Genomic DNA, 22238 nt, shown 5'->3' with positions numbered 1-22238 from the left:
CGCCGCCCCCTCATGGTGACGTCAGCGCCGAGAGGCTGCCCAGCAGGTTCAGGGCGTGCGCGGAAGGGCTTCCGGGCTCGGCCTGGAAGACGATCAGTTTCTGGCCGGAAGAGCCGTTGATGTTGAACACCTCGTACGTGAGCGTCAGGTCGCCGACGTCATGATGGCGGAAGCGTTTGGTCGCGACGTTCTCGCCGGAGACCTCGTGGCGCGCCCACATCCGCCGGAAGTCCGTGCTCTTGAGCGAGAGTTCGCCGACCAGCTCGGTCAGGCAGGGATCGTCGAGGTCCGCGCCCGCGATGGCGCGCAGCTGGGCCACCTTGGAGCGGGCGGACTCCTCCCAGTCGCGGTAGAACCGGCGGGAGGCGGGGTTCAGGAAGATCAGCCGGAGCAGGTTGTCCCGGTGGTCCAGCCCGTCGTAGAGCGCGTCGGCCATCTGGTTCGAGGCCAGCACGTCCATCCAGCGGCTGGTCACGATCGCCGGGGTGTAGGGCCAGCTCCGTATCAGCCGTACCAGTGCCGGTTTGACCTGGGCCGGCTGGTCGGCGGTTCTGGACCGCCGCGGCCCGGGGTGCGCCAGCTGGTGCATGTGAGCCGCGGCGTCGGCGGTGAGGTCGAGGACCTGCATGAGGGCGCCGAGCACTCGCTCGGACGGGTGACGTTCCCGTCCCTGCTCCAAGCGAATGTAGTAGTCGGTGCTGACTCCGGCCAGCATCGCCACCTCTTCCCGGCGCAGCCCCGGTGTGCGCCGGGAACCGGCAGGCAGGAGCCCCACCTGTTCGGGGGTGGTGAGTTCACGCCGAGCGCGCAGGAACTCACCCAGGAGATTGTCGCTGTCCATAGCGTTACGGTATGTCAGAACCCATTTGACAAGGTGGCAGTATTACTCCCACGAACGCTCCCCAGTCTTGACGAACGCCCTGGTGGGAGCTTTTTCTAAGGTTTCTTTCCGATCGTTTCCCCCTCCGGGCCGATGATCGTCGAGCCTTGTCCGATCGCGTTTTACCTTTGTCCCTCCGATGCCATTTGCGGCTACGCGCGGGGGATTCCAGTGGTAAAGGGCGACGGGAAACGGTCACCGGAAAGCGGGTTTTCGCATGGAGGGGAGCCGGGGGGTCAAGAGGGTTCCAAGCGCGAGTGAAGGATGGCCCCACGCCATCGGGATCATGGAAATGTGATTAACGTCACTCTTGCTTCGCCAGAGATTGTCGGGTGGGCATCTTGACCTTCTGCCGGCGGGTGGCGTACAAGGTCGTTCGCTCCGTCCGGCCCCGGCCCCGGCCCCGGCCGCTCGCGGTGACGCGCCCCGGGGTGCCGCCCCCGGACGTCCGGCGGTCAGCCGGAGTAGAGGCGGGTGACCACCTCCTCGATGGAATCCCCCTCGGGGGCGGTGGCGCGCAGGTCGTCGAGGGTGCCGTCGAAGGCCAGGCTGCCGTGGTCGATCAGCATCACGCGGTGGCAGAGCTTCTCGATGTCGCCCATGTCGTGGGTGGTGAGCAGGACGGTGGTGCCCCGGTCGGCGTTGAGATGCCGCAGGAAGTCGCGCATGGCGGCCTTGCTCACCACGTCCAGGCCGATCGTGGGCTCGTCGAGCACCAGCACGGCGGGGTCGTGCAGGAGGGCGGCGGTGATGTCGCCGCGCATGCGCTGGCCGAGGCTGAGCTGGCGGACCGGGGTGGCCATGAAGGGGGCGAGGCCGAGGATCTCGGTCAGCTCGGCCAGCCTCCGCCGGAAATCCGGCTGATCTACTTTGTAAAGGTGCCGGATCAGCTCGAAACTGTCCCGCAGCGGAAGATCCCACCACAGGGTCGTGCGCTGGCCGAACACCACCCCGATCCTGCGCGCCAGGGCCACGCGGCGGCGGGTCGGATCGAGCCCGGCGACCCGGATGCTGCCCGAGGTCGGCGCCAGGATGCCGGTGAGCATCTTGATCGTGGTGGACTTGCCCGCGCCGTTGGGGCCGAGGTAGCCGACGAACTCCCCGGCCTCCACGGTGAACGACAGGTCCCGTACGGCGTGCACGGTCTTCCTGGCCCTGCGGCGGCCCACGGTGAACGAGCGGCCGACCCGGTCGAGTTCGATCATGTGTCAACTTCCCGTCGAGCGGTAGCGGCGGATGCCCGCCCGCCAGGCGAGGGCGGCGACGGCGGCCAGCAGGACGGCCGCCAGGGGCGAGGCGAAGCGGAGCCAGTACGGCAGGCCGAGGGGATCGTCGCGGTCGAGCACGAACAGCGCGGGCTGCCAGTTCACGAACGCCAGCGGCACGACGAAGGTGACGCCCTTGACGAGTTCGGAGCCGTAGACGCTCAGGGGGTACTGGGTGAGGGTGCCGCCTCCGTAGGTGAAGGCGTTGGCCACCTCGGGCGCGTCGGTCAGCAGGAACTGCACGGCCCCGCCGAGGGCGAAGACCGAGGTGAAGATGACGAGCCCGCACACGACCATCAGCGGGATCATCCAGGCCCTGCCCCAGCTGAGGCCGAGCTGGGGCAGGGCGACGGCGAGCACGACGGCCGCCTGGGCCAGTCTGCCGAAGCGGTGCACCCCGAAGCGGTCGACGGCCATCTGCGTGAACGCGCTCGCCGGGCGGATCAGCATGGTGTCGAAGCTGCCGCTTCTGATGTGCTGGCTGAGCCGGTCGACGTTGCCGAAGAGCATGTCGGCCAGTGCGAAGGACAGGCCGGCGGTACCGTACAGGAACATCACCTCGGCCAGGGTGAAGCCGCCGAGCGATCCGGTGTGCTCGAAGATCACCCAGATCGCCGCCACGTCCAGCGCGTTGACCGCGAACGAGCCCAGCGTCATCATGATCAGCGGTCCCGGGTACTGTGCGGAGGCCCTCAGCCAGGTCCAGGCCAGCAGGAGGTACGTCCTCACCATCGGGCGCCTCCCCCGGCCGTCTCCCATGCGTGGTCCCGGGGGTCCCGGCCGTTGTCGTCACCCACCCTGGATCACGACCTTCCTGCGGGCCGCGTTCGTGACCAGGGCTCCCAGGGCCAGCAGCGCCACCGCCCACATGGCCTGGAACCCCAGGGCCTCGAGGGCGTCGCGCTTGCCGAGGTAGAGGTCGGCGGGGACCTGGACCATGGCCGACCAGGGGAGTGCCTCGGCGAGGGTGCCGAGCCAGCCGGGGAAGAGGTTGAGGGGCAGGACCATGCCGCTGAAGAAGAAGGTCATCACCAGCGAGATGGTGTGCACCCCCCGGTCGTCGATGATCCAGCAGGCGGACAGCGCGACCAGGTAGCGCAGGGCGAAGCTGACGATTATCCCGAGGATGAGGCCGGCCATGAAGGACAGCCAGGTCAGCGGGTCGCCCGGTACGACGAGGCCGAACAGGGCGGCGCCGACGACCGTGGGCGGCAGGCTGCGGCCGAGGAAGAGGTAGCAGGCCCGGCCGAGGTCGTCGGCGAGATTCCACATCTGCAGGGACGCGGGGCGGAGCAGGTCGAGGGCCACGTCCCCGCTGCGCACGCGTTCGGAGAGCTCCAGGCCGCCGCCGAAGACCTGCATGGGGCCGATGAAGGCCTGGCTGAGGAAGCAGAAGGTCACGGCGTCGGCGAGGTCGTACCCGGCGAGACCGGGACGGGCCTGCCAGAGGGCGATCAGGACGTAGGCGCGGAGGATGCCGAAGACGGTGTTGGTGAATGCTCCGGCGACGGCGGCGGCGCGGTAGGTGGAGTGGCGGCGGAAGCCGTACCCGGCGATGCGCGCGTAGAGCAGGAAGGCTGCCTCCTGGAGGGTGTCAGGACAACCCTCCTATCCTCCTTGGCGCTTCGAGGGGAGGCAATGGATTTTCGGTGGCGCGCGGGGGCGGGGCGCGGCGGGACCGGTCGTCGATGTGGTCTGTTTCCGGGTTTGGAGGGATGGTGACGTTCGGTGTGCGGGCGTGTCTTGAGAGTGATGTATACATGCGTGATACTTAGTTGTAATCTCTCCGATATGTTCAATCGCCGATAAAAGACCATTCTGAGGGGAATGTCCTTTTTTGGAGGTCCCCCATGCGCGACGAGATCGATATGGATGTCAGTCCGGTCTACCCCTTCAGCTGGCAGGCCGCGACCCTCAACGCGATCATGCGCGGCACGTTCAAGCCCATCTCCGACCTGCTGCTGAGGAACGACGTCGGCTTCGCCGCGGCCTCCCGCATCGTCGCGCTGGCCGGCAGGGTGCCGTTTCGCCTGCCCGTCCACGTGCGCGTGACCCCCGACGAGGCGGGGGCGTGCCCGGGGGAGTGGATCCGCGCGGGGGAGGAACTCGACGAGGGCAAGGTGCTGCTCTACTTCCACGGCGGAGGCTACTTCTCCTGCTCCCCGGCGACCCACCGGCCGATCACCTGGCGTCTGTCGGCCGCGACCCGGCGCCCGGTGCTGGCGGTCGACTACCGCCAGGGCCCCGTCCACCGGCCGGCCGAGGCCCTCGAGGACGCGATCGCCGCCTACCGATGTCTCCTGGAGCACGGCTACGGCCCCGGCGACGTCGTCTTCGGCGGGGACTCCGCCGGGGGTCACCTCACCCTGGCCGCCCTTCTGGCGCTCCGTGACCAGGACATGCCGCTGCCGGCCGCCGCCGTGTGCCTGTCCCCGTGGGCGGACCTGACCGGCGCGCCCCGCAGGGTCAACCGGCTGCTCGACCCGATGATCCCGGCCGGCCGTGTCGACTGGCTCGCCCGCCGCTGGACCGCGGGGCTCGACCCCCAGGACCCCCTGCTCTCCCCGGTCCTCGGCGACTACACCGGCCTGCCCCCGCTGATGATCGTCACGGGCTCCACCGAGGTCCTGCGCGACGAGGGCCGCCGGGTGGCCGAGCGGGCCCGTGCCGCGGGGGTGCCGGTCATGTACGAGGAGTGGCCCCGCATGCCGCACGTCTTCGCCATCCTCGCCGACGTCGTCCCCGAGGCCCGCGAGGTGTACCCGCACATCGCCCGCTTCCTCGTCGCGACCCAGGACCTCATGCCCGGCCACGCCACCTCGAAGGGGAGCCGCGCTCCGGCCGCCCTGGAGGTGCCCGACCTCTCGGCCTCGGACCTTTCCGTGTCGGACCTGCCCGTCCCGGACCTTCTCCTGCCGGGCCTCGCCGTCCCCGGTCTCGCCCAGCCGGTCGCCTCCCCCGAGGAGACCTCCGCCCCGGCTCCGCGGAACCCGTCCGCGCGCTCCGCCTCCACCGCCGCCTGAGGCGTTCCCGGGCGTGCGCCCGAGAGCCGGCGCGCGCCCTTGCCGCTGGTCACACCGTCCCGCCCCGTCCCAGGGGCATCCCGTACACCACGGATTCCTTACCCCGGGGGATCATTCGCCTTACCTCTCATATCCCTTCTGACCGGTCGGGAGCGAAGGACGCTCGAATCCCGCCACAGTGTGCTTGCCGTAGCCCGCGCACGAGAGGCTCAACGAGGATGGCACGTGGGGGAGCAGGTCCCGTGAACGGCATGCCGACCGGTGTGCGGCCGCTGACCGTCGGGGACCCGGTCATCATCGGCCGCTACCTTCTGCTCGGCCGCCTCGGAGTAGGTGGGATGGGCATCGTCTACCTGGCCGAACACCCGCAGGGTGGGGTGGTGGCACTCAAGACGCCGCACCCGATGCATCTCAACGATGCCACGCTCCGCGCCCGTTTCGCCGAAGAAGTGCGATTCTCCCGGAGAGTGGTGCCTTTCTGCACCGCCGCGGTGATCGAGGACGGCACCGACAAGGACCGTCCCTACCTGGTGTCGGAGTACGTCCCGGGCCCCGCGCTGTCCCAGGTGGTCTCCGCGCACGGCCCCCTCACCCCCGACCTGGCGTACGGCGTCGCCCTGGGGGTGGCCGCCGCGCTGGTGGCGGTGCACGAGGCGGGGCTGGTCCACCGCGACCTCAAACCCGGCAACGTGCTTTTGTCCGACACCGGCCCCCGGGTGATCGACTTCGGTATCGCCAGGGACGTCGACGTGCTCGCCGCCCACACGCAGGCGGGACAGGTCATGGGCAGCCCCGGCTGGGTCGCCCCCGAGCGGCTCACCGGCGGGCTCGCGCTGCCCGCCTCCGACGTCTTCGCCTGGGGCTGCCTGATCGCCTACGCGGCCGCCGGCCACCACCCCTTCGGCGCGGGGGAGGCGGACGTGCTGACCCGGCGCATCCTGGTCGAGCCGCCGAGGGTGGCCTCGGTGCCCGCGCTGCTGCGCCCGGCGGTCGAGGCGTCCCTGGCCAAGAACCCCGCCGAGCGGCCCAGGGCCGCCGACCTGCTCGGCGCGCTGCTCGCCGCGGGCGGCGTGGGCGACCCGTGGGACCTGCGCGAGGCGGTCGCCGAGGTGCTGGCGGCGATCTGGACGCCGGTGCCCTGCACCCCGGGAGCCGGGAGGGTCCGGCTCGCGGCAGCACCTTCGCCACCCTCGCCGTACTCGTCGTCCCTGCCCTCGTCGCCCTCGTCGCTCCACGACGAGCCCTCGGTACCGGTGAGGATCCCCGGCAGGGGGTCCCGCAGGGCCGGGCCGCGTAAGGGGGCGCACCTGTCGCAGGCCGGGTTCGCGGCGCTGGCCACGGTCTCCATGGCGGCGGTCACCGTGGCCGCCGCGACCGGTGGCGGCGGGCCCGGTCCCGTCGGCGACCCCGGCGTTCCCGAGCCCGTTCCGCTGGTCCTTCCCGCCGACGGCACGCCCTCCGCCTCCGTCTTCGGCGCCGGCACCCGCCCGCCCACCGGCAGGCCGCGGGTGCCGGCGCCGACCACCCCCTCCACCGTCCAGATCACCACCACCAGGACCGTCTCGCTGCCCACCGCGGGCCATGACGGCCACGACGGCCGGGAGGACCCGCTGCCGGAGCGCCCCCGGGGACCTCGTGGCTCGGGCGGCTCGCCGGACGACGGCGACGACCCGCGGAACTGCGCGGACACGACCGCCAAGGGCAAGGGCAAGGGCCGGGCCAGGGACTGCCCGACGGCCTCGAGCGATCCCAAGCCCTCCTTCACCCAGATCCCGCAGACCGGCGACGGGGAGAGCCCGTCCCCGACACCCACCGCCCCGGCCCCCTCGGGGACGACCATCACCCCGCAGCCCACCCCCGGCCCCTCCATGCAGATGGGCTGAGTCATCCTTTTAGGACGATTTACAAGGAGATATCGGTGCATCGGTTAAAGTGAGCGCCGCGAATCGAGGCGGAGGGGGATACCGATGGGCGGGCCTGTGGCCGGTGCGGTGGAACTGAGCGGCGTCGGGGTCCGGGTGGTCGGCCGTACCCTGCTGGACGGCATCGGCTGGCGGGTCGGATACGGGGAGCACTGGGTGGTCCTCGGCCCCAACGGGGCCGGGAAGACCACGCTGCTCTCGCTGGCCGCCGCCGTACGCCATCCCACCGAGGGGGCCGTCACCGTGCTCGGCCAGCGGCTGGGCCGGGTCGACCTGCGGGAGCTGCGCCGCCACATCGGCCTCGTCGCGGCCAGCCAGCGGCTCGTCGACGAGGAGCTGCTGGAGGAGGAGGGCGCCACCGCGCACACCGTCGTCCTGACCGGCCACACCGGGACCAGCGCCCCGCTCTGGGACCGCTACGGCCCCGCCGAGCACGAGCGTGCCCACCACCTGCTGGCCGACATGGGCTGCAAGGACCTCGCCGACCGGCTTTTCCGCGTCTGCTCCCAGGGTGAGCGGGCCCGTGTCCGCGTCGCCAGGGCGCTGATGGCCGATCCGGTGATCCTGCTGCTGGACGAGCCGTTCGCCGGCCTCGACCTGCCCGCCCGCGAGGACCTGATCACCGCGGTGGAGGACCTGGCGGCGACCCGCCCGGCGCTGACCACGGTCACCGTCACCCACCACCTGGAGGAGGTCCCGGCCACCACGACCCACGCCCTGCTGATGCGCGACGCCCGTGTCCAGGCGGGCGGGCCGGTGGCGGAGATCCTGACCGCGGAGAACCTGTCGGAGTGCTTCGGGCGTCCGCTGCGCGTCGACCACCTCGACGGCCGCTGGTCCGCCCGCGCGGTGCGCGGCTGAAGGTCCCGCGGCGGGCGGGGCGCCGGCCGGCCGTGAGGCGGGCGGGCCATGCCGGCGACGGAGCGACCGGAACGCGGGGCTATCTGCGGAAAAAGCGGTGTTATGCGGGTGATCTTCCCGGTACGGTGTCACGCATGGCGACCAAGCTGAACCAGATCCTCGCCGTGGAGAAGGGCGTCAAGTCCGACACCCAGCGCAAGGTGACCGACGCTTACCACACGATCCAGAAGAACGCCCTGCTGTCGGGCCTCTCGCGGACCTACCAGCCCATCGACGACGAGGGCGAGCGGCTGCCCCCGGAGTCGACCCGGGTCCAGGTGCAGGGCGAGGACCTGCTCAAGCAGGTCGGCGCCGCGCTCACCCGGCTGTTCGACGTCACCGCCACCAAGGACTGGGCCAACTGCTCGGCGCGGGCCGACGTGAAGGTCGACGGTTCCACCCTCCTGGAGGACGTGCCCGTCACCTATCTCCTGTTCCTGGAGAAGCAGCTGGTCGACCTGCACACCTTCATCGCCAAGCTGCCCGTCCTGGACGCCGCCGAGGCCTGGACGCTGGACCAGTCGACCGACTGCTGGCGGACCGAGCCGGTCAAGACGACCCGGACCAAGAAGGTGCCCCGCAACCACGTCAAGGCGGAGGCCACCGACAAGCACCCCGCCCAGGTCGAGGTCTACCACGAGGACATCGTCGTCGGCTTCTGGACCAAGGTCACCTTCTCCGGGGCCGTGCCGCAGAAGCGGGTCAACGAGCTCCTGGAGCGGGTCGGCAGGCTCCAGAACGCGGTGAAGTTCGCCCGGGAGGAGGCCAACGGCACCGAGATCACCTACCAGCGCGTCGGTGAGAAGGTGATGGGCTACCTGCTCGGGTAAGATCACAGGACTCCCCGTCGGAGCGCGGGGATGCGCGAAAGCGCGAAAGCTGAAACTGAAACCGTCAGACTGACACGCGGCCACAGTGGGGGTTCGAATCCCTCCCCCGGCACCACCTGCCGGGGTAGCCCAACCGGTAGAGGCAACCGCTCAAGCTCAGGCTCTCGCTCCAGATTCAGCATTCGCCGCCGGGCGCCGGATCGAACGGATGCGGGCGACGATGGTCGAGTGCGGGTTCGAGTCCCGCTGGACGCTCCACGTGCGTCTATAACTTAACGGCAGAGTGCGACCTCATCATGAGTGACCCGGATCCTTAAACGTGCCGGTGCCGCGATATGGCGGCACTCCAGGCCCTCGGGGAATGGATACTTCCCCGGGGGCCGTCGCCTTCCCGCCGCCGGTCTCCGGCCGAGGGGGTCAGTCCTTCTTGCGCTGGCGGATCAGGCCCATGAACCCCGGGCTGGGCTTGAACCTCGCCGTCCAGGTCTCCGCGATCTCCAGCGGTTCCCCGGTCTGCGGGTTGCGCCCGCTCCGCGCGGGCCTGTGCACCATCTCGAAGGAACCGAATCCGGGAATCGCCACCTTGTCCTCGGCCGCCACGGCCGTCTGGATCGTCCCCAGGATCGCGTCGAGAGCCGCGGCCGTCTGCCTCCGGGTGAGCCCGGCCTCGGCGGCGGCCTTCTCGATCAGCTCGCGCTTGTTCATGGGAACAGTTAACGCCATCACCACCCGGTGAATCGAGCCCCGTTCCCCACTCGTCGCGCGGGTGTGACGTCCCCGCGGTGACCGGGTCCTCGCGCGGCCGCCCGTCTTGCGCTCGCCGCGCGGGTGCCCGCCGTTTCGGGTGGCGGGCACCCGGCCTCGTTCAGCGGTCGGGCTGGGCGGCCAGCCGTTCCGCCTCCGTGTGCAGTGCCTCGACGAGGATGAGCTCCAGAAGGAGATCTTCGTCAACGAGGCCGATCAGAACATCCATCGAGCCTCCCTGACTACTCGACGCCTCAGAGGTCGCGGAAGTTGACACGCGTACCGAACAAGACTCGGACATGATCCACTGTTGATCGTTCGCATACGCGGGGGCTCGCTAAGCGGGGACCAGTTCGGCCAGGTCGACGTGCTCTCCGACCTCGCGGATGTTCATGCAGTACGCCACCAGGACCCGCCGCCCGTCGATCCGGCGGGTGACCAGCAGACAGGGGCCGTCGTGGACCACGATCGCCTCAACCTCGATGCCCTGGGGGCTTCGCCAGATACCCATGAGCTCGAGGCTACGGAGAACCGGGTAAGGGCGGGGTAACCAAACGGGCATATCGTGCTACACGGCATGGAGGCTGTGGATCTATATGTATGCCCTCTGATGATTAACCTGGTGGCTTTGGGTAGCAGGACGCTGGAATTACCGTCATCAGGGAGAAAACACCATGGCTTTGCCCAAGCTCACCCCCGAACAGCGTCAGGCCGCCCTGGTCAAGGCCGCCGAGATCCGTACAGCTCGCGCCAAGCTTCTCGCCGAGGTCAAGACCGGCGCGCTCAGCCTGGAGCAACTGCTTGGCCGTGAGGACGACATCGCCAAGCGCATCAAGGTGTCGCAGGCTCTGCGGGCCCTGCCCGGAGTCGGGACCGTCAAGGCCGCGCAGTTGATGGCGCAGGCCGACGTGGACGAGGCGCGCCGTCTGGGAGGCCTCGGTACCCAGCAGCGCCGCAAGCTCATCGAGGCCGTCGGCCGCTGAGATGCCGCCCGCCGCCCGCCGCCGCGTCCCCGGGGGAGAGGCTCCCGGGGACGCGGGCCGTGGGGAACGGGTACGGGAGGGGCCGCCGTGGCCGGTGCGCTGAGCGCGAGGCGCGGGAAGGGGCCGAGGCGGGGAGGCCCCGCCGCGCGGACTCGGGGGAGATCCGCGCGGCGGGGCCCCTCGACCTGGCCGTCGGGCTCGTCCGGGGAACCGTCCCATGCCCTGGGAGCGTCCGGTCGAGCCCGGTCCGGAGAGTCAGTGAGCCTCTGCGAACTGCTGCTCCTCCGTCGACCCCTTCAGGGCCGTGGTGGAGGAGTCCGGCGCGATGGCCGTGCTGACCAGGTCGAAGTATCCGGTGCCGACCTCGCGCTGGTGGCGGGTGGCGGTGTAGCCGCGCGCCTCGGAGGCGAACTCGGCCTCCTGGAGCTCGACGTAGGAGGTCATGCCGTCCTCGGCGTAGCCGCGGGCGAGGTCGAACATCGAGTGGTTCAGTGAGTGGAAGCCCGCCAGCGTGATGAACTGGAACTTGTAGCCCATGTGGCCGAGCTCGCGCTGGAACTTGGCGATGGTGGAGTCGTCCAGGTGCTTCTTCCAGTTGAACGAGGGCGAGCAGTTGTAGGACAGCATCTGGTCGGGGTGCTCGGCCTTGATGGCCTCGGCGAACTCGCGGGCCACGTCCAGGTCCGGGGTGGAGGTCTCCATCCAGAGCAGGTCGGAGTGGGGCGCGTAGGCCAGGCCGCGGGCGATACAGGCGTCCACGCCGTTGCGGACCCGGTAGAAGCCCTCCGCGGTACGGTCGCCGGTGGTGAACGCCTGGTCGCGGGGGTCGACGTCGGTGGTCAGCAGGGTCGCGGCCTGAGCGTCGGTCCGCGCGATGACCAGGGTCGGCACGCCCAGCACGTCCGCGGCGAGGCGGGCGGCGCTGAGGGTCTTGATGTGCTGGCCGGTGGGGATGAGCACCTTGCCGCCCAGGTGGCCGCACTTCTTCTCCGAGGCGAGCTGGTCCTCCCAGTGCACCCCGGCCGCGCCCGCGGCGATCATGCCCTTCATCAGCTCGAAGGCGTTCAGCACGCCGCCGAAGCCGGCCTCGGCGTCGGCCACGATCGGCGCCAGCCAGTGCGGCGCGTCCCGGTCGTCCTCCGACCAGGTGATCTGGTCGGCGCGGAGCAGCGCGTTGTTGATGCGCCGCACGACGGCCGGGACCGAGTTGGCCGGGTAGAGGCTCTGGTCGGGGTAGGTCTGGCCGCCGAGGTTGGCGTCGGCGGCGACCTGCCAGCCGGACAGGTAGATGGCCTTGAGCCCGGCCTTGACCTGCTGCACGGCCTGGTTGCCGGTCAGCGCGCCCAGGGCGTGCACGTATTCCTCGGTGTTCAGCAGGTCCCACAGCCGCTCGGCGCCGAGCCGGGCGAGGGTGTGCTCCTCCTGGACGGAGCCCCGGAGCCGAACCACGTCCTCGGCCGTGTAGGTCCGCGTCGTCCCCTTCCAGCGAGGGTTGGTCTCCCACTCGCGCCGCAGCTCGTCTGCGGCTCCCTTGAGGCGATCATTCATGATGCGACTCCTTTTCGTCCCCTGGGTGCCTAGTTCGAGTGTGTGCCTCGGCGAAACGGTCAAACAAGGTCGACTCGGACGAAATAATGAAGATTATTCTCCTAGGATCAATACTCATCGGTATTTGGAGGGGAAGAAGTTAATAGTTTTCTCTAAGGACTAGACCAATTCTTGTGCGGGGATCAGGTGTTCGCAGGCCGGCACCGGGGGTGCGCACCGGTTTCGGGGTGGCGGAGATCTCCGGCGGGCCGGCGCGGTGATCGCCACCGGTGGACCGGGGCCCCCGCGCGGGCGCGCCCGGCGGGGCGACACTCCCGCCTACCGCTACCTCGTCATGGGAGCCCCCGCGCGGGCGCGCCCGGCGGGCTCCGGCGGCGAGCGCGGCGGACGCTCCAGGACGAGTGCGGCGACATCCGTCCGGGTGACCCGCAAGGAGATGAAATTTCCTCGGAAATTTCGTTTAGCATCGGGTCATGGCATCTTTGGTGGGTGAAGAACCGCTTTCCTTGACGCAGGAGCTCGATCTCATCGCGTTCGGCCAGCGGCTGAGACACCTGCGCAAGCAGCGCGGCCTCACCCTTTCCGACCTGGGCGAACGCGTGAACCGCGCGCCCAGCCAGCTCTCCCTGCTGGAGAACGGCAAGCGCGAGCCGAAGCTGTCGCTGCTGAAGTCCCTGGCCGCCGCGCTCAACGTGCCGATCGAGGAGCTGCTCCGCAGGCAGGCCCCCAACCGGCGGGCCCAGCTGGAGATGGCCCTGGAGGAGGCCCAGCGCGACCCCCTGTACGCCGGGCTCGGCCTGGCCAGGCTGAAGATCTCCGCGCGGGTCCCCAACGACGTGCTCGAACACATCCTCGGCCTCTACGGCGAGCTGCGCTCACGTCAGGCCAGGGGGACCGCCACCCCCGAGGAGGCCCGCGCCGCCAACGCCGAGCTCCGCCGCAAGCAGCGTGAGCAGGGCAACTACTTCGCGGAGATCGAGCAGGCCGCCGCCGAGGCGCTCGCCGCGGTCGGCTACCGCTCGGGCGCGCTGTCGCAGAGCACGGTCCAGGCGCTGGTCGGCCACTTCGGCTACACCGTCCAGACGGTCCAGGACCTGCCGCGCACCGTGCGCTCCATCTCCGACCTGCGCAACCGGCGCATCTACGTCAAGCACGAGCAGGTCGGCATGCACACCCCGCGGACGATCCTGCTGCAGACCCTCGGCCACCTCTCCCTCGGCCACCACCGGCCCCGCGACTTCGCCGACTTCCTGCGCCAGCGGACCGAGGCCAACTACTTCGCCGCCGCCGTCCTGGTGCCCGAGGCCGCCGCCGTGCCGTACCTGCGGGAGGCCAAGAAGGACCGCGCGCTGAGCGTGGAGGACCTGCGCGACGTGTTCGCCGTCTCCTACGAGATGGCCGCGCACCGCTTCACCAACCTGGCCACCCATTTCCTGGACCTGGTCTGCCACTTCGTCCGCAACAACGCCGACGGGATCATCTACAAGGCGTACGAGAACGACGGCATCGTCTTCCCCGCCGACGAGCAGGGCGCGATCGAGGGCCAGCGCATGTGCCTGCAGTGGTCGGGACGCCAGGTCTTCCTGTCACCCGACCGCTTCTCCGTCCACTACCAGTACTCCGACTCGCCCACCGGCACCTACTTCTGTCTCGCCCACGTCGACATCTCACGTGAGCGCGACTTCGCCATCACCCTGGGCGTCCCGTACCGGGAGTCGCGCTGGTTCCGCGGCCGGGAGGTCACCACCCGCACCAAGTCCGGCTGCCCCACCGGCGACTGCTGCCGCCGCCCGCCCGCCGAGCTGACCCAGCGCTGGGAGGGGTACGCCTGGCCCTCGGCCCGCGGCAACTCCCACATCCTGGCCGCGCTGCCGCCCGGGTCCTTCCCCGGGGTGGACGAGGCCGACGTCTACACCTTCCTGGAGCGCCACGCCGCGGGCTGAACGCGCGGGTCCCGGCCTCACCCCGCGGGCGGGGCGGTCCGGTGCAACGTCAGGGACGGGTGGCCGTGGAACTGGTAGGCGCCCGCGCTGTCGGGGGCCTGCGCGCGCATGGACCGCAGCACCTCGGCCGGCGGCTCACCGGCGAAGCAGCGCCGGTAGAACTCCGGCGCCGGCCCGCCACCGGTGGACCAGAGCGGGACGACGACCCCGCTCGCGCCCGCGAGCAGGAACGCCCGGGCGTCCCCCGGCTCCTCCAGGAAGACGAACGGGCTCCCGGCCAGATCGTGGCCCAGCACCTCGGACGCGGCCCCGCCGTCCGTGAAGTGGACGACCTCGGGACCCTGGCCGAGCACGCCCAGGACGTCGCCGAGCGCGGGGGAGACCTGCGTGGCGCCGTACTCCGTCACCAGCGGGTGCGCCTGCGCCTCGCCGTGCACCACCGCGACGCGGTCGGCACGCGCGTCCGAGGGAGGGGGCAGCTCGGGACGCCGCCCGCCGAGGGGCCAGCGGCCGGTCACCGTCTGGCAGTTCAGGTAACCGGGGAGCGAGGGGTCGTAGGGATGCTCCAGCACGGCCAGCTCCCAGGGGACGTGCGGCTCCTGGGAGAGGATCAGCACGCTCGGGCGGCGCGGCGCCACCCGGCCGGCCACCGCGTTCAGCAACTCCCAGAAACCCCACGGCACGCGCGAGCCGACCTCCCGTCCCAGCTCCTCGGAGAGACGGCCCCGCCCCGTCAGACGCCCGCCGAACTCCGAGGCCCGCGTGCCGAGGTCGCAGAGCTCGGCGCGGTCGGGGGTGACGAAGTGCGGCGACTGGTAGGTCCACCACAGCCGTCCCGGCCTGTCGCCGTGCACGATGATCGCCGTGACGTCCGCGGGCTCGCCCATCAGGGCCGGGCGGATGCGGGTACCCGAGACCGGCTCCAGCGCCTCGTGCCCGCTCAGGCTGCCGGGCGAGCCGTGGACCGTGATCGCGCGCAGGCCGAACCCGATCACCTGGCCGCGTACCGTGTAGGTCGCCTGGATCTGCCGGGAGACCTCGGGCTCCTCCTGGGCGAGGGCGATCAGGTTGACCGCGGCGCGCGGGTACGGTGCCGTCTCGTCGGCGCGCAGCCGCACCCGCCACCCGCCGGGCGCGTCGAAGCCCTCGGCGACGATCTGGATGTCCAGGTCGAGCGGCTCGCGCGGTGTCGCGGTGCCGTCCTGCCCCTGGCCGGGGGCGACGCCGATCGCCACCTCGGCACCCCAGCCCGCGACCGCCTCGGCGGGGGACTCGATCAGCGGGATCCCCTTCCACTCCGATCCCGGCGCCACGGCGGGCGTCTCCTTGCGCCGCCTGCGGAAGGCGCCGGTCAGCCGGTCGAGGACCGAGGGGCCCCGCCCCTCGGTGGGAGCCGGCGCCACGGCGGGCGGTTCGGCCGGTGCCGGCGGCGACGGTGGCGGTGACGGTGACCCTTGGGGGGCCTGTGGTGTCCCCGGGAGCGGGGATGGGGATGGGGTCTGGGGGGCCTGCGGTTCCCGGGACGGCGACGGCCGGGGGAACGGCGGTTCCTGCGACGGTTCCTGCGACAGCCACGACGACGGCGACGGGAACGGCGGGGACTGGGGGGACACGGGGGGCACGGGGGGTGCGGGGTCCGACACCTGGTCGGGACGCAGCCAGTCGGCGCTCATGGCGCCGGTGGACGGCATGTCGCCGTACCCGTTGTCGCGCTCGGTGTCGCGCGGGTCCCCGCCCCGGTCCCGCGGTGCCCGCCCGGGACCCGGCGCCGGATGCCCCTGCCCTTCCGCGCCGGGAAGCGTCCAGTCCGGGGTGTAGGCGGCGGTCTGCGGAGCGTCGGCCGGATCCCGGCCGGAGGGGTCCGTACCGGTCGGCGGCGCCGCGCCCCAGGAGGGCGGCGTGGGACCCGCGCCGCCCGGCGTCGGAGGGCTGAGGCTGCTCCCGCCGCCCCCGTGCGGGCCGGACTCGGCGCCCGCTCCCTGGGACAGCAGGGGAAGCACCTGTTCGGCGGTGATGCCCCGGTCCAGGCTCAGCAGCGTGGTGAGCCGTTCCCAGGCGGGGCCGTACTCGGCGATGAGCATGATGACCGCGTCGGCCAGCTGCCCGGGAGGCCGGCTGCCCGCCTCGGCGAGCAGCGGATCCAGCCGGTCGCGAAGCTCGCCGGAGGCGCCGCCCATCAAGCTGTCGAGCTCGTCGCGGACGCCGCGCGCCGCCCGCATCACGGCTACCGGGTTCATGCCGTCCCCCCTCGTTCCGGACTGGACTGATCTTCCCACCTGCGCGATGGGGACGGGAGCCGGTAGGTGTGCGGAATCGGCGCCACATAAGGTGATACCCCTAACCACCGAGGTGATGGAAAGGACGGGTCGTGCTGCCTGAGGTCGAGGCGTGGCTACGCGGGCGCACCTCATCCTCGGCCGACTGGGCGCTGCCGGAGCTGCTGAGGGCCAAGGGGGAGACGACGATCAGCGTCGTGCTGCCCGCCCGCGACGAGGAGGAGACGGTCGGGGAGATCGTCGCCGCGATCCGCCGCGATCTCATGGAGGCCGTGCCGCTCGTCGACGAGCTCGTGGTCATCGACTCCCGCTCCGTCGACGACACCGCCGCGCGCGCCGCGCGGGCCGGGGCGACGGTGATCGCCCAGGACGAGGTCCTGCCCGATCTCAAACCGCTGGACGGCAAGGGTGAGGCGCTCTGGAAGTCCCTCGCCGCGACCTCCGGCGACCTGCTGGTCTTCGTCGACGCCGACCTGCGCGAGTTCCGCACGTCCTTCGTGACCGGGCTGCTCGGCCCGCTGCTCGCCGACCCGGCGGTGGTCTACGTCAAGGGCTGCTACGACCGGCCCCTGCGGAACGTGCAGAGCGGCGGCGGGCGGGTCACCGAGCTGGTCGCGCGCCCCCTGCTCAACCTGCACTGGCCGCGGCTGGCCGGGTTCGTGCAACCCCTCGCGGGGGAGTACGCCGGGCGCAGGTCCGTACTGGAGAGCGTCCCGTTCGTCACCGGCTACGGGGTGGAACTCGCCCTGCTGATCGACCTGCTCGACCTCGCCGGTCTCGACGCCCTGGCCCAGGTCGACCTGGGCCGCCGGGTGCACTCCCACCAGTCGACGGAGGCGCTCGGCGGGATGGCCGCCCAGATCCTGCAGACCTCGTGGTCACGCCTGGAACGCCAGAACATGATGGTCTCCCTGCACCGGCCCTCTCCCAGCCTCGCCCAGTTCCGCCGGGGCGCGGACGGCCACCAGGTGAGCGTCCGGGACGTCGCCGTCGCCGAACGCCCCCCGATGGTCACGATCCCGGCCTACCGCTCCGCCCGCTGAGCACGCGGTGGCCCGGCATCGGCACGGGCGGCGGAGTGGCGACGCGCCGACGGCCGACCCGGGTTCCGTCGTCGGCGACGCGTTCGGCGTCTGCCGTCGTCCCATTTTTAGATGATGGCTGACAGTTAAATTGCCGCGGCCATCTTCAAGGGATAGATTACATTCATCACCTAACGGGCCTCCGGAGAAGTGCGCCCACCACTGGTGGGACCTCCCGGCCCGACATCCCGATCCGGCGCCCGAGGCGCCGAGGGGGCCACTCCACGCCCGCTGTCGGCACCTCCCCGGCTCGCGTGCGGCCCTCGCGTGTGACCGGCCGTATGAATCTCAGAGAAGAGTCACCATGAAGCCCGCCCGCCCGCTCGCCCTGCTCGGCGCCGTCGCCGCCCTCACCGCCGTGGTCGCCACTCCGGCGGGCGCGGCCGGGGAAATCCACCGCGCGACGGCGAAGAAGCCCACCGTGGTTCTGGTGCACGGGTCGTTCGCCGACGCCTCCACCTGGAACAGCGTTACGCAACTCCTGCAGAAGGACGGTTACACCGTCGTCGCCACCGCCAATCCCCTGCGGGGGCCGGTCTCCGACGGTGCCTACACCTCAAGCATCCTGAAGAGCATCAAGGGCCCGATCGTGCTGGTCGGTCATTCCTACGGTGGAGCGGTGATCACCAACGCGGCCGCCCGCAACCCCCAGGTGAAGTCGCTGGTCTACGTCTCCGCGTTCATGCCCGACAAGGGTGAGACACTCGGCGAACTGGTGACGAGGTTCCCGGGCAGCGAGCTCGACGCGGCACTCAAGTCCGTGTCGTTCCAGAACGCCGACGGCACCAAGGGCACCGAACTCTACCTCCGGCCCGACAGGTTCGCAGGGATCGTCGCGCCCGACTTCCCCGCGCAGGACCTGGCCGTGGGGGCGGCCTCCCAGCGCCCCATCGTCGCCTCAGCGTTCACGGAGAAGGCCACGGTGGCAGCCTGGAGGACCATCCCCTCCTGGGTCCTGGTCTCCAGGCAGGACAAGGCCATCCCCGCCGCCCTCCAGCGCTTCGAGGCCAAACGCGCCCACTCCCACACCGTGGAGATCGACTCCAACCATGTCTCCCCGCTCTCCCACCCCGACGCCGTCACCGATCTCATCCTCGACGCCGCCGGAGCCTGATCGCCCGGTGGCCCTCGCTCCGGCGGGGACGGGCTCCGGCACCTTGTGGGACGCCCCGCTCGCGCGCCGGTGACACGTGTCGACCACAGGGGGACGCCGTACGTCGAAGTCGCGGACCCGGAGGACCGGCCGCTCCACGTCGAGGTGAGACTGGGGCGGGCGCCGGAGTGTCCGTACACCGGGACCGAACCGCGCGCGGTTCGCGGCCGGGAGCGAAGCCGGGCGCGGTGCGATCGTCGTGCCTCCCGATGCCGCCGACCCCGAGCCGCACGTTTTCATGAACAGCCGGAAGCGCCACGGGACAACGACCTCCTCACCCGCGGACGGCGAGCCCGGCACGACCAAGGACAGGTGAAGACAGTGACGGACACCAGGAAAGAGCTTGATCAGGACCGCCTCGCGGAGTTCCTGGGACGCGTGGTGGTCGACAGCGGTGCCGCGTTCGCGGGGCTGGCCACGTCGATCGGCGCCCGCCTCGGTCTGTACACGGCGATGGCCGGAGCCGGACCTCTCACATCGCGGCAACTGGCCGAGCGCACCGGGCTGGTCGAGCGTTACGTGAGGGAGTGGCTGGCGGCGCAGGTGGCCGGCGAGTACGTGCTCTACGAACCCGGGACGAGTACCTATCTGCTGCCGGACGAGCATGCCGCCGTCCTCGCGGACCCGGCGGCGCCCACGTACGCGGTCGGCGCCTTCACGATGCTCGCCTCCCTCTACGCCACCGAGGACGCGTTGGTGGACGCCTACCGCACGGGCGAGGGCGTGGGCTGGCAGGAGCATGGGCCGGAGCTGTACGAAGGGGTCGCTGCGTTCTTCCGTCCGGGCTACGCGGCCTCGTTGGTGCGGGAGTGGCTGCCGGCTCTGGACGGTGTCGTGGACATGTTGCAGTGGGGCGGGTCGGTCGCGGACGTCGGGTGCGGCTTCGGCCACACCACGCTGCTCATGGCTCAGGCGTTCCCGAAGTCCCGGTTCCACGGTTTCGACTTCCACGGCCCGTCGATCGAGGCCGCCCGGCGCACGGCGGCGGAGCAGGGACTCGGCGACCGGGTGAGCTTCTCGGTCGCGACCGCTCAGGATTTCCCCGGCGGTGAGTACGACCTGATCACCTTCTTCGACTGCCTGCACGATCTCGGTGATCCCGGCGGCGCTTTCCGCCGTGTCAGGCAGACGCTGGCCCCTGACGGCAGCTGCATGGTCGTCGAACCGAACACCTCGGACAATCCGCTGGACAGCATCAACCCGATCGGCCGGTCCTTCGCGTCCACCTCCGCCACGCTCTGCCTGCCGGCGGCGACAGCTCAGAAGGGTCCGTACGCGCTGGGGAACCACGCGGGCGAGGAGATCATGAGGGAGATCGCCGATGAGGCGGGCCTGCACAGGTGGAGACTCGTCACGGAGACCCTCACCAACCGCGTATACGACGTCAAACGGTGATCATCGTCGAACGGCGGGCCGACAGTACTCGGCCGCGGGGTCGTTCCGACGTGGTGACGATCGACGACGTCGCGATCCCTCGGACCGTGACGCTCGGCACGGTCGTGCCCGCCGCAGTGCTCTCGCGGATGACCTGTCTCGGGTCTTTCGGACGACTCGCCCCGTGATAGGCCGTGCCACGGGGACGGTCACGGCCCACGCCTGACCGATATATGACGTTCATCACGTAATTCGCAGATTCCCTCGGCATAATTTAGATTATGTACAACATCTAATACGGACAGGAAGATCTCTCATGAGCACCTATCTCATCAATCACCTCCGAATCCCGGGTGACGTCCCCAACGAGCAGGGGCTGGCGTACCTGGAGCAGGTGGAGGCCACCGTGGAACCCTTCGGGGGCAGGTGGCTCGCCCAGGGCGGTGCCGACGTGATCGAGGGCGCCTGGCCCGGCTCCGTCGTGCTCATCGAGTTCCCCGACCGCGCGGCCGCGACGGACTGGTACAACTCCTCCGCCTACCAGGAGATCCTGCCCCTTCGGACCATGAACTCGATCTCCGATCTCGTCTTCGTCGACAGCCTCCCCGCGGGCTTCACGGTCGCCGGCTTCGCCGGCGAGGTCCGCGCGGCGATCGCGGCCACGAGCAGGTGACCGGGCGGCGACCCGGATCGCCCTCGCCCGTCATGAAGCAGGTCGCGCGACAGGGCCGAGAGGCCTCACCGGGAGTGGGCGCCACCGCGCCGCAGAAGGGTGTCCTGGACGACCTGAAGTATCTCGTCCGACACGGGATCATCGGCTGCCGCCCGCGCGAGTGTCATCGCGCCGACCATGGTGGCGAGGCACACGATCGCCCGCTCGCGTGCCGTGCCGTCGTCGGCGACCTGCGGGTCCTGAAGCTCCGCCAGGAGCTCGATCGTGTTTCGCAGTCCGGTCGTGTAGGAGACGCGCAGCGGGCTTCCGCTCCCGGCCCGGGCGGCGTCGGCGGCGATGCCGGCGTTGGCGCAGCCGGTCCCGGGTGAATCACGGTGCTTCGACGACAGATAGCTGGAGATCAGTTCCGACCTCGCCTCCGCGCCGTCGGAGTGGTCCTGGCGCAGTTGTCGCAGCAAGGAGGCCAGTTCGCCGAACGCGGAGTCCGTCGCGATCCCCATCAGCTCGTCCTTCGAGCCGAAGTGCTTGTAGAAGCCGCCGTGCGTCAGGCCCGCGGCCGACATGACGTCCTGCACGCTCACGCCGCCGACGCCGCGCTCGCGGAGCAGTCGTGCCGTCGCCGCCACTATCTCTTCCCGGTGCTTGGCGGCGTCCGCCCGCGAGGCCCTGCTCATGTGTCATCGCGCCTTCCGTATGGCGTCATGATATGACGCTTATCATCTAATTAACAGTCGATCCCGGCGGCTGTGACTCCGGTGGATTCCAGTACCGGGAACGACCCCCCCTCGCGTCCCGGCCGGGACGACAACTTCACCAAGGCTCACCGCATTCCCCGATCACCGCATCAAGGAGAACGACATCATGGATCTGAAACTCGAAGTTCTGGTCATTCCCGTCTCCGACGTCGACCGCGCCAAGGCCTTCTACGAGAAGCTTGGTTTCCGTCTGGACGCCGACTTCCCCGGCGGCGGCGACTTCCGGGTCGTGCAGGTCACCCCGCCCGGGTCGGAAGCGTCGATCATCTTCGGGACCGGCGTCTCCGCGGCCGCCCCCGGATCGGCACAGGGCCTGCACCTGATCGTCACCGACATCGAAGCCGCCCGTGCCGAACTGCTCGCCCGCGGCGCCGAGGTCAGCGAGGTCTGGCACGACGCCGACGGCGTCTTCCACCACGCCGGCACGGCGAACCGCGTCGCCGGACCGCATCCCGATCGCGCCGACTACGGCTCCTTCGCCTCGTTCGACGATCCCGACGGCAACGAATGGATCCTCCAGGAAGTCGTCACCCGCGCCCCCGGCCGCTGAACCGGTCGAACGGACAAGGAGCAGACGATGGAACCCACGACAGACCCGAACGCGGGTCCTGTGCGAGACCTCACGACGACGGAGATCATCCTTGACGTCCTCAAGCGGGCGGCGACCGCCCACGGTGTCCATGAGGCGGAAGTCCTCGGCGGACGGCACGACGAGGACTGGCCGCAGTGGTACGCCGAGCACATGGCCCGCACCTTGGCCGAGAGCGGCTACCGCATCGTCGGCCCGTCGGCCTGACCGGCCGGCCACAGCCGTCGACCGTGCCGGCGACGGGTTCCCGTCACGACGACGGGAAACCGGAGATCCGGGTGCCGGCGTCCAGGCCGTA

General features: G+C 70.6%; 21 protein-coding genes. 12 read left to right on the top strand and 9 right to left on the bottom strand.

Translation table 11 applies throughout. From position 1 onward, the window contains the following. Positions 1-10 precede the first annotated feature (10 nt). The 4 genes from ACVCAG_RS39025 to ACVCAG_RS39010 form a co-directional block, all read right to left on the bottom strand. The gene (locus ACVCAG_RS39025) at positions 11-841 is read right to left on the bottom strand and encodes an MmyB family transcriptional regulator (RefSeq protein WP_440085671.1); all 831 of its coding nucleotides are present in this window, start codon (positions 839-841) and stop codon (positions 11-13) included. Positions 842-1335: 494 nt separating this feature from the next. Next, on the bottom strand, positions 1336-2085 hold the full coding sequence (locus ACVCAG_RS39020) for an ATP-binding cassette domain-containing protein (RefSeq protein WP_440085672.1): 750 nt from the start codon (positions 2083-2085) through the stop codon (positions 1336-1338). A 3-nt stretch (positions 2086-2088) separates the two neighbouring features. Then, entirely contained in the window at positions 2089-2877 is a 789-nt protein-coding gene (locus tag ACVCAG_RS39015; protein WP_440085673.1) for an ABC-2 family transporter protein, read from the bottom strand. Between the two features lie 57 nt (positions 2878-2934). Further along, on the bottom strand, positions 2935-3621 hold the full coding sequence (locus ACVCAG_RS39010; RefSeq protein ID WP_447191335.1) for an ABC transporter permease: 687 nt from the start codon (positions 3619-3621) through the stop codon (positions 2935-2937). 374 nt (positions 3622-3995) lie between these two features. Between ACVCAG_RS39010 and ACVCAG_RS39005 the strand changes: the two genes are divergently transcribed. The 4 genes from ACVCAG_RS39005 to ACVCAG_RS38990 all read left to right on the top strand — a co-directional run bounded on the left by ACVCAG_RS39005 (position 3996) and on the right by ACVCAG_RS38990 (position 8820). Then, positions 3996-5168: an alpha/beta hydrolase gene (locus tag ACVCAG_RS39005; protein ID WP_447191332.1), complete on the top strand. Its 1173-nt coding sequence runs from the start codon at positions 3996-3998 to the stop codon at positions 5166-5168. 251 nt (positions 5169-5419) lie between these two features. After that, positions 5420-7051, top strand: coding sequence for a protein kinase domain-containing protein (locus ACVCAG_RS39000; RefSeq protein WP_440085840.1), 1632 nt, complete (start codon positions 5420-5422; stop codon positions 7049-7051). Between the two features lie 84 nt (positions 7052-7135). After that, the gene (locus tag ACVCAG_RS38995; RefSeq protein ID WP_440071576.1) at positions 7136-7951 is read left to right on the top strand and encodes an ATP-binding cassette domain-containing protein; all 816 of its coding nucleotides are present in this window, start codon (positions 7136-7138) and stop codon (positions 7949-7951) included. A 134-nt stretch (positions 7952-8085) separates the two neighbouring features. Next, positions 8086-8820, top strand: coding sequence for a DUF7873 family protein (locus ACVCAG_RS38990; RefSeq protein WP_440085676.1), 735 nt, complete (start codon positions 8086-8088; stop codon positions 8818-8820). 417 nt (positions 8821-9237) lie between these two features. Here ACVCAG_RS38990 and ACVCAG_RS38985 read toward each other — a convergent pair whose 3' ends face one another. Next, positions 9238-9525, bottom strand: a complete 288-nt coding sequence (locus tag ACVCAG_RS38985; protein ID WP_344750228.1) for an HU family DNA-binding protein — start codon at positions 9523-9525, stop codon at positions 9238-9240. Positions 9526-9901: 376 nt separating this feature from the next. Further along, positions 9902-10075: a hypothetical protein gene (locus ACVCAG_RS38980; protein WP_350920360.1), complete on the bottom strand. Its 174-nt coding sequence runs from the start codon at positions 10073-10075 to the stop codon at positions 9902-9904. A 163-nt stretch (positions 10076-10238) separates the two neighbouring features. Between ACVCAG_RS38980 and mihF the strand changes: the two genes are divergently transcribed. Continuing rightward, the gene (gene mihF / locus ACVCAG_RS38975; RefSeq protein WP_440085677.1) at positions 10239-10547 is read left to right on the top strand and encodes an integration host factor, actinobacterial type; all 309 of its coding nucleotides are present in this window, start codon (positions 10239-10241) and stop codon (positions 10545-10547) included. A 255-nt stretch (positions 10548-10802) separates the two neighbouring features. Here the strand turns inward: mihF and aceA are convergent, their stop codons facing one another. After that, positions 10803-12095 carry an isocitrate lyase gene (gene aceA / locus ACVCAG_RS38970; RefSeq protein WP_440085678.1) on the bottom strand — a complete coding sequence of 431 codons (1293 nt, stop codon included), beginning with the start codon at positions 12093-12095 and terminating at the stop codon, positions 10803-10805. A 473-nt stretch (positions 12096-12568) separates the two neighbouring features. Between aceA and ACVCAG_RS38965 the strand changes: the two genes are divergently transcribed. Beyond that, complete coding sequence (locus tag ACVCAG_RS38965; RefSeq protein ID WP_440085679.1) at positions 12569-14038, top strand: helix-turn-helix domain-containing protein; 1470 nt, start codon at positions 12569-12571, stop codon at positions 14036-14038. Positions 14039-14055: 17 nt separating this feature from the next. Here the strand turns inward: ACVCAG_RS38965 and ACVCAG_RS38960 are convergent, their stop codons facing one another. Beyond that, on the bottom strand, positions 14056-16275 hold the full coding sequence (locus ACVCAG_RS38960) for a hypothetical protein (RefSeq protein ID WP_440085680.1): 2220 nt from the start codon (positions 16273-16275) through the stop codon (positions 14056-14058). A 131-nt stretch (positions 16276-16406) separates the two neighbouring features. Here ACVCAG_RS38960 and ACVCAG_RS38955 point away from each other — a divergent pair, with 131 nt between their 5' ends. From ACVCAG_RS38955 to ACVCAG_RS38940, 4 genes are all read left to right on the top strand, one after another. After that, a complete protein-coding gene (locus ACVCAG_RS38955) occupies positions 16407-17357 on the top strand; it encodes a glucosyl-3-phosphoglycerate synthase (RefSeq protein WP_440085681.1) in 951 nt (316 codons plus the stop codon). Between the two features lie 343 nt (positions 17358-17700). Continuing rightward, positions 17701-18510: an alpha/beta fold hydrolase gene (locus tag ACVCAG_RS38950; protein ID WP_440085682.1), complete on the top strand. Its 810-nt coding sequence runs from the start codon at positions 17701-17703 to the stop codon at positions 18508-18510. A 351-nt stretch (positions 18511-18861) separates the two neighbouring features. Beyond that, on the top strand, positions 18862-19944 hold the full coding sequence (locus ACVCAG_RS38945; RefSeq protein WP_440085683.1) for a methyltransferase domain-containing protein: 1083 nt from the start codon (positions 18862-18864) through the stop codon (positions 19942-19944). A gap of 295 nt (positions 19945-20239) precedes the next feature. Continuing rightward, positions 20240-20596, top strand: coding sequence for a DUF1330 domain-containing protein (locus tag ACVCAG_RS38940; RefSeq protein ID WP_440085684.1), 357 nt, complete (start codon positions 20240-20242; stop codon positions 20594-20596). A gap of 65 nt (positions 20597-20661) precedes the next feature. Here ACVCAG_RS38940 and ACVCAG_RS38935 read toward each other — a convergent pair whose 3' ends face one another. Continuing rightward, entirely contained in the window at positions 20662-21270 is a 609-nt protein-coding gene (locus tag ACVCAG_RS38935; RefSeq protein ID WP_440085685.1) for a TetR family transcriptional regulator, read from the bottom strand. Positions 21271-21457: 187 nt separating this feature from the next. On the opposite strand from ACVCAG_RS38935, the gene ACVCAG_RS38930 reads away from it, so the two are divergent. Then, positions 21458-21901 carry a VOC family protein gene (locus ACVCAG_RS38930; protein WP_440085686.1) on the top strand — a complete coding sequence of 148 codons (444 nt, stop codon included), beginning with the start codon at positions 21458-21460 and terminating at the stop codon, positions 21899-21901. 27 nt (positions 21902-21928) lie between these two features. Then, positions 21929-22147: a hypothetical protein gene (locus ACVCAG_RS38925; protein ID WP_440085688.1), complete on the top strand. Its 219-nt coding sequence runs from the start codon at positions 21929-21931 to the stop codon at positions 22145-22147. Positions 22148-22238: the final 91 nt, after the last annotated feature.

This window comes from Streptosporangium sp. G12 (assembly GCF_052983175.1).
The sequence above is the reverse complement of the archived record's forward strand: the minus strand, read 5'-3'. Positions and strand labels throughout refer to the sequence as shown.